6 protein-coding genes and 1 pseudogene are annotated in these 7,228 nt (G+C 67.1%); 2 read left to right on the top strand and 5 right to left on the bottom strand.

Going from position 1 to position 7,228, the window contains the following annotated elements; translation table 11 throughout:
* Positions 1-68 precede the first annotated feature (68 nt).
* Together HUU96_RS08530 and HUU96_RS08525 are read right to left on the bottom strand one after the other, a co-directional pair.
* The gene (locus HUU96_RS08530) at positions 69-365 is read right to left on the bottom strand and encodes a hypothetical protein (protein WP_174292406.1); all 297 of its coding nucleotides are present in this window, start codon (positions 363-365) and stop codon (positions 69-71) included.
* A gap of 36 nt (positions 366-401) precedes the next feature.
* On the bottom strand, positions 402-1,616 hold the full coding sequence (locus HUU96_RS08525; protein WP_174292405.1) for a hypothetical protein: 1,215 nt from the start codon (positions 1,614-1,616) through the stop codon (positions 402-404).
* Between the two features lie 470 nt (positions 1,617-2,086).
* Here HUU96_RS08525 and HUU96_RS15325 point away from each other — a divergent pair.
* Positions 2,087-2,443, top strand: a pseudogene (locus HUU96_RS15325) (transglutaminase family protein); the annotation flags it as partial.
* A 145-nt stretch (positions 2,444-2,588) separates the two neighbouring features.
* Here HUU96_RS15325 and HUU96_RS15115 read toward each other — a convergent pair.
* Both HUU96_RS15115 and recD2 read right to left on the bottom strand, forming a co-directional pair.
* A complete protein-coding gene (locus HUU96_RS15115; protein WP_254605139.1) occupies positions 2,589-3,068 on the bottom strand; it encodes a hypothetical protein in 480 nt (159 codons plus the stop codon).
* A 184-nt stretch (positions 3,069-3,252) separates the two neighbouring features.
* A complete protein-coding gene (gene recD2, locus HUU96_RS08510; protein WP_174292402.1) occupies positions 3,253-5,454 on the bottom strand; it encodes an SF1B family DNA helicase RecD2 in 2,202 nt (733 codons plus the stop codon).
* 408 nt (positions 5,455-5,862) lie between these two features.
* Here recD2 and HUU96_RS08505 point away from each other — a divergent pair, with 408 nt between their 5' ends.
* Positions 5,863-6,054 (top strand): DUF6771 family protein, encoded by a 192-nt coding sequence (locus HUU96_RS08505; RefSeq protein WP_174292401.1) that lies wholly within the window; start codon positions 5,863-5,865, stop codon positions 6,052-6,054.
* On the opposite strand, the gene HUU96_RS08500 is transcribed toward HUU96_RS08505, so the two are convergent.
* Positions 6,047-7,228: recombinase family protein (locus tag HUU96_RS08500; RefSeq protein WP_174292400.1), on the bottom strand; the 1,182-nt coding region annotated here is incomplete at its 5' end. The two genes, HUU96_RS08505 and HUU96_RS08500, sit on opposite strands and share 8 nt — an antisense overlap.

The raw sequence follows: 7,228 nt of genomic DNA, 5'->3' as shown, positions 1-7,228 counted from the left end.
TCATCGACGTTCGCCCTCGCCATCGGGGGGTCCCTTTTGGACGCCGATCGGGGGTCCCGGTTCAACGCCTATTTACAATACGGGCATTTGACATAGGCTCCGAAGCTCCCGGTCCGAGCCGCCGCCTCCTGTCCATTGGGTACCGCGATCGCCGCGATGAAGGCACCGGCGGCCGGGATGAACGCTGCCCAACCGGCAATCGCGCCCTCCCCGTGGGAGAGGTATGCAGCCAACATCGCGACCGGGATGACGGGCAACACCGACCATCCGAAGAAAGCCGGGCCCGACCGCCTGCGCTTACTGGCTATAAGCGCGTTCACGCCCGCCCAGACAAGGATCAGGATCAAGCCGTACATCGGTTCCATGTCAGTCCTTTCCCGACCGCGTCATTGCTGCCGCGCTCACGCAGCCAGCTCCCGGCCGAGCGCCTGCAGCCGCGGGCGCAGGCTGTTGACGAGCTGGTTGGCGGCCCTGCTCATCCAGCGGCGTTGCTCGACCTCCACGGCATCGTCCCACGGCTCGGGTGACGGCGTGGTGATGCTCAGCGTTGGCACGTCGCCCGCAATCCAGACCGGGACCGGCAGGCCGGCGGCCACGAATTCGGCATCAACCGCATCGCGCTCGGCCAGCAGCTCATCCCAGGCGGCATGACCGTCCGACCCGCCGAACCGGACCTGCGCGCCCAGCCCGCCCTCGCCGCTGCTGCGGTAGACGTTGACGTACAGGCCACGTGGCAGCGGCACCTTGAACCAGCCCGTGCCGCCGCTGCGCGCCGGTGGCTGGCCCGGATCGTCGAACCGGGTCTCGGCGATCAACCGGTCGGCAAAGAGCCGCCAGCGCTCTTTCCCATTCGATGATGCTCGCATCGCGGGCACGGCGTGGTCAGTGACACTGGGGAGCATGGCCGCGACCGGCTCGATGACGGTGCCCGGCACCTCGGAGCGGATCACCCAGCGCTCGATGGTGGTGGTCTGCGCCAGTACGCGGGGCTGCACGATCACCTGCTCGTGGCCGCTCGCATCCACATGCCGGTACTCGGCAATCTCGACGAGCCCGAACTCGAATGCGAGCCCCGGCTGGTCCCGCAGATACTCGCCGATCCGGCGCGTGCCCTCCGCGATGCCGTCGCCCACCACCAGCAGCAGGAACCTGCCCGCGGCAAGGTCGCGCGTGACCCGGTCGACGAAGCTTGCCTCGTCCAGGCTGCCGCCCGCCTCGGTGGCCAGAGCGTGCAGCACGTTGCCCTGCCGCTTGGTCGCAATCGAAACCTGCCGCTGCAGGTCTTCATAGGCGTAGCGGCTGAGTTCACGCGCATAGTCGAGAATCTGGCCGACCACCTCGCGGCGGGCCTGCGGGTTGCGCCAGAGCTTGCACTCGACCACTACCAGCCGGCCGTGCTCGTCGATCAGCAGCACGTCAACAAAGCCGACGCTCGGGATCGCGAGCTCGGTCGTGACGGTCACCAGCCGTCCATAGCTCGGGTCGATGTCGTGGACCGGCAGGATGCCGGGATGATCGGCGATGAGGTCGCGCAGCGTCGCCTCGCGGCGTGCCTCGCCGTGCGGTACTCGCCGCACCACCTGTGTATTTGTGTCGTCGAGCAGAACCAGCGTCATGGTCGCACCTCCCGTTCATGGCGGTGCGGCTGGCGGCCAGTGGCTTCCTCGTCGCACCTATGTCCTCTCGGGGCGACGGCCGAAGCCGGATGTTGGAAACCTGGGCCAAAGGATCAGGCGCATGCGCCTTTACCGTTGCCGGCTGGACATGCGCGCATGCCACCCGGCCCCGATGAAATCGCGACCGAGTACCTTTAACCGGGGTTTCCACGCCCCACCCCCCGGCTTTCACGAGGGGTGTGACGGTGATTGCTCCACACGCGGCGGCAGGCAAGTGGAATGTGCGGCTCTCGGCGAAACGCCACGGGAAAGCAGTCTGACCGCGAATCGCAGGCGAGAGCGGTGGGATGGGTTGGCATCCCCATCTTGCGGGCGTGGACACTTCTCTCAACAAACTCGTCCTCGACGAGGCGGCCCTGATCCTAGCGTTGCTTGAACACCCCAGTACTGACGAGCAGCCATAACTTGACTTGCTGGAGGCGATCGCGATCCGGCTGGAGACGGTTGGGGCCAAGGCGGATACAGCCCGCGGCCGTACCGAGGCGCTAGCGCAAGTTCTGGCGGGCGAGTCCGGGTTCGTCAGCGATGCCGAGACCACGACGACCCGACAATGCCGATCTGATCCGGGTCATCGACCAGCGCCAAGGCTGCCGGTGAGCCTGTTGATCCTCTACGTCGCCGCCGCGCGCCGGGTGGGGTGGACGGCGAGCATACTGAACGTACCGGGCCGTATGCTGGTCCTGGTGGGCGACGACGTCGCACCGGTCATCGTCGACCCGTTTCGGTCCGGCGTCGCGGTCGATGTCGACGAGCTGGTCGCGCTGCTGCGCGCGACAACGCCGACCCGCTCGCCGCGGTCAACCGCCTTGCCACGATGCCGAACCGGGCGGTGCTGGTCCGGTCGCAATACTGACGACGTCATCTCGATCTGCAGCGACGATATCTTTTGGTGCGGAGCGGCGCTCCGGCCGCTCAGGCTTGGCCGGATGCCTCTCGCGCCGCCATGGCGCGCGCCCGGCCGGCACGGATGTTGGCCTTGGCCTCCTCAGACATCGGTCCGCGCGAACGGCCGCCCGCCGACACCGGCACGCTGCTGCCCGCATTGCCGGTACCGGTCTCGATCGCCTCGATCATGGCGTCGAACTCGCCGGCCTCGACCTCGGCCTTGAACGCGTCGAGAAACTCGCCGAACCGGTCGGCCGGGATGAAGTTGGTGCCCTTTCCGTTGATGATCAACGGCGTGCCCCGCAGCTGCGGCGAGAACGCGACGATGCCGTTGCTGATCGTCCACCACCGGTTGGGCACGCGGGTGCGGCCGCTGGCCGACTGCTCGCGCGCCGCTTCGATGCCCTTGATCAGCCGGGCGCGTCCTTTGCCCGCTTCATAAGGCTTGGCGTTGAACAGCTCTTCAAGCGTGTCGCCGAACGATGCGAACAGGTCCTTCAATGCCATGACGATCAACTCCTTCTACTGGTAATGCTTAGTAGGGCAGCCGCTGGTCGCGCAAGCGACGACAAACCATGCACCACCATCGTCGCGGTGCCGGCAGGACGTCGCGCGTGCAGCGGAAAGGCTAGGCGACCCTTGGAACTGGCGGTCGCTTCTTCGCTAATCGACGATCCCTGCCTTCCGCGGCCTATTGGTTGCGTAAGCGCTCGCGGAGCAGCGACCAACGCCGCGGCTGCCGGCGTTTGACCGCGATCGCCAGCGCGTTGCGGCTGCCGACCAGCACGAGCAGCCGCTTGGCGCGGGTCACGGCGGTGTAGACGAGCTCGCGCCCGAGCATTGTATAAGCCTGCATGCTGAGCGGGATCACCACCGCCTGATACTCGGACCCCTGCGACTTGTGGATCGTCGTGGCATAGGCGAGCTGGAGAGCGTCGAGCTCGCCGAACTCGAACGTCACCACGTTGTCGCCGAACACCGCCGTCAGTTCGCCCTCGACATGGTCGACCGCCGTGACCACGCCGAGGTCGCCATTGTAGATGTCGCGCTCGCGATCGTTGACGATGTGCATGACCTTGTCGCCGGGGCCATAGCGCTGGCCGAACCGCTCCACCGCCTGTTCGGTCGGAGCGTTGATCCGTTGCTGCAGGAGCGCATTGAGCGCCCGTGCTCCGGCCCCGCCCCGCTGCATGGGGCTCAACACCTGGATGTCGCGGGCCGGGTCGAGCCCGAACCGGCGCGGGATGTGCCTTGACACGAGGTCGACGACCTTATCGGCGACGTCGCCCGGCTCGTCGGCCTCGACGAAGAAGAAGTCACCGGTGCCGCGGGCCGACAGTTCGGGCATCTCGCCGGCGTTGATCCGGTGTGCGTTGGTGATGATGCGGCTCTCCGCTGCCTGTCGGAACACCTCCGTCAGCCGCACGACCGGAACGGCCCCACTGGCGATCACGTCCTTGAGTACCTGACCGGGTCCAACCGAGGGCAGCTGATCGACGTCGCCGACCAGCAGCAGCGCGGCGTCGCGGGGCAGGGCTCGCACCGCCGCGTGCATGAGCATGACATCGACCATGCTGGCCTCGTCGATCACCAAGAGGTCGCAGTCGAGCGGGTTCTCGGCATTGCGCTTGAACCCGCCCTCGCCGGGATCGCTCTCCAGCAGGCGATGCAGCGTCATCGCCTCCATGCCGCTCGCCTCGGCCAGCCGCTTGGCGGCGCGTCCGGTCGGGGCGGCAAGCGCGATGCGGACCCGCTTGGCAGCGAGGGTCTGAAGGATCGACCGGACCAGCGTGGTCTTGCCGACGCCGGGGCCGCCGGTGACGACGCAGACCTTGGTCACCAGCGCGAGCCGCAGGGCATCGCGCTGACTGACCGACAGCGTTACACCCGTCCGCCGTTCCACCCAGGAGATCGCCCGGTCGGCATCGATCGCCGGCCAGGGCAGGATGCCGGCACGCAGGCGCAGCAGCGTGTCGGCGATCGACTGTTCGGCCCGGTAGAGGCCGGCGAGGAAGACCACCTCCCGGCCGTCGGTCAGTCCTGCGATCACCTCGCCGGACGCCAGCTCGCCGCCCAGCGCCGTCTCGACGAGGAAAGGCGGTACCTCGAGCAGCTCGGCACCGGACCGTATCAGGTCGTCTCGCGGTAGCCCGCAATGCCCGTCGCCCATCGCGGTGGTGAGCGCGTGCGCGACGCCGGCCCGGACGCGGCGGGGATCGTCCTTGGCGTAGCCGATGCTGGACGCGATCGCGTCCGCGGTCTTGAACCCGATGCCGGCGATGTCGCGGGCAAGCTGGTAGGGATCGGCGCTGATGACCGCGATCGCGTCCTCGCCATAGGTCTTGTAGATCCGCATCGCGCGGGCCGAACTGACGCCATGGCTGTAGAGCCAGACGATGATCTCGCGGATCGCGCGCTGGTCGCTCCAGCCGCGGATGATCTTGGCCTCGCGCACCGGACCGATGCCGGTCACCTCGCGCAGCCGCGCCGGCTCGCGCTCGATCACCTCGAACACCTCGTGCCCGAACGTCGCCACCAGCTTCCTGGCGTAGACGGGGCCGATGCCCTTGATCATGCCGGAGCCGAGGTACTTCTCCAGGCCCTCAAGAGTAGTGGGCACAACGGTCTCGATGCGCTCCGCCTTGAACTGCAGCCCATGCTGCCGGTCGTTCAGCCAGATGCCCACGGCTTCGACATACTCGCCGGCATCGATCGCCGCGGCATGGCCGGTGACGGTCATCAGGTCGCGCTGGCCGCGCACCTTGACGCGCAGCACGCAGAAGCCGGTCTCGGCGCTATGAAACGTCACCCGCTCGACCGCGCCCGCGACCCGTTCATGGCGTGGGCTTGCGATGATTATGTCTGTGCCGCGTCTGCCAGCGTCGCTCGGCATGAGCGGCTGTTACTCCGCATCAGGCGCGACTCCAACCACCCCGCAAGGCATGTGAACGGTCGAAGGCTGGCCGCAGCCACCGATCTGCTAGCTGAAGCGTTCTCACCTCGCTGAGCCAACAAGGTTCCGCAGGCCTGGTTGCTGTTACCTGCCGATCCATCTTACCTTATGGTCGCATTACTCCTAGTAAACGACGGCCTTGCACCGGTGCTGCCGATGATCGCAAAATCAACAAAGCAGGGCCTTGCCCGCTCGATCATTGTCTCATGTTATGATTGTTTGTGTATGTTGTAGAGCTACTCTGTCGTCAGTTCGAGTAACTAGCCGGCACTTGTTATAACTAAGGTGCTGAAGTAACAAAGGTGGAGTGGACTGATCATAAGGTTAGCAGCGCAAAGGGATCTGGGGATGAGCCAACAGTTCGTTGTGGTTGTCGAGCGGGTTCTTGGCCGCGCGCCGCTATGGGTCAGGCAGGGTCTGGTCGCGAGTGACTCTTCGGTCCGCCAGCGCGCCGAAGAGGCGCTGGCGGCGATGATCGGGGCCGCACTGGCCGACGACAGGGCGTCGGTGAAGGACAGCTCGTCGGCTATTGCTAACTGACCGGAACCGCCGGCAGCATCTTGCGCGCCTGCACCTGCCAGCAGGCGGGGATGGCATCGGTTGCGGTGATGGTGGTGGAGTTCACCTCTGCCCTGACGCTGCCCTTGAGGACCGCCTCGATGACCGCGGGCGATAAGAATGCGAGCCGCACCACGCGGGTGATGTAGGCCGGCATCACCCCTTCCGCCTCGGCCAGCGCGGTGATGTCGAGCTTGCCTTGCTTGAGGATCGTCCACCAACGGCGTGCGCGCAGCAGCAGCCGGATCAGCGCCGGGTTGGCGTTGCGCTGGATGGTGAGGCCGTTGTCCTGCACCAGCCGCATGGCACGCCCGGTGCGGGTCAAGGTGACCTCGGCTGCGAGGATGATGGTGCCTGATGCGTCGGACGCAGGGTCGAGCTGCAGCGCCTGAGCGATCGCGTCGGTGGCAAGCTCGATGTCGATGCGGGCGGGGTGCAGCCGTACCATCCCGACCAGCGCCTGGGTGACGGTACGGTTGCGTTTGCGCAAGGCGGCGGCGGTCTCCTCCGCCCGCGCGGCGAGCGCGGCGGTGTTGTGCGCGGTGAGGGTGAGCCCCGCCGCGCCCGCCAGGGCGAACGGGTCGTCGAACGCTGCTGCGATGCGGCTGGTCACCGCCGCCTCGATCTCGAGCGCGGGCACGCGGCTGATCGGGGCGGTGACGCCTTGAGGCAGCGAGGTGACATAGTAGCGGTAGCGCCGCCCCTGCTTGGTGGCATGCGAACTGGCGAGCGGGTTGCCATCGGCGTCGATGATCCTGCCGGCGAGCAGGCTGGGGCTAGCGGCTCTGACCCTGGTGCTGCTGCCCTGCCGGTTGTCGGCGAGCTTCGACTGGGTGGCCTCCCAGACCTCGGCAGCGATAATCGCCGGGTGCAGCCCGGCATGGCTGGTCTTCCCGTGCGGGATGCGGCCGATGTAGATCGGGTTGGACAGGATCTTGTAAAGCTGGCCACGCTGGAACCAGCCGCCGCCGATAGGACCGTTGCCATTGCCGCGCTGGCGCACCGGCAGGGCGATCCGCTCGCAAGCGAGCTCGGCGGCGAGATGCGTCACGTTGCCCAGAACGAGATAGCGATCGAAGATGCGCCGGATGATGGCGGCATGCTCCTCGACGATGAGAAGCGAGCGCCCGTCCGGCGCGTAGCCGAGCGGCGGGGG

It is taken from the genome of Sphingomonas bacterium (assembly GCF_903644135.1).
Taxonomy (GTDB): domain Bacteria; phylum Pseudomonadota; class Alphaproteobacteria; order Sphingomonadales; family Sphingomonadaceae; genus Sphingomonas.
Note: the sequence above shows the minus strand (reverse complement) of the source record. Positions and strands in the feature narration are given on the sequence as shown.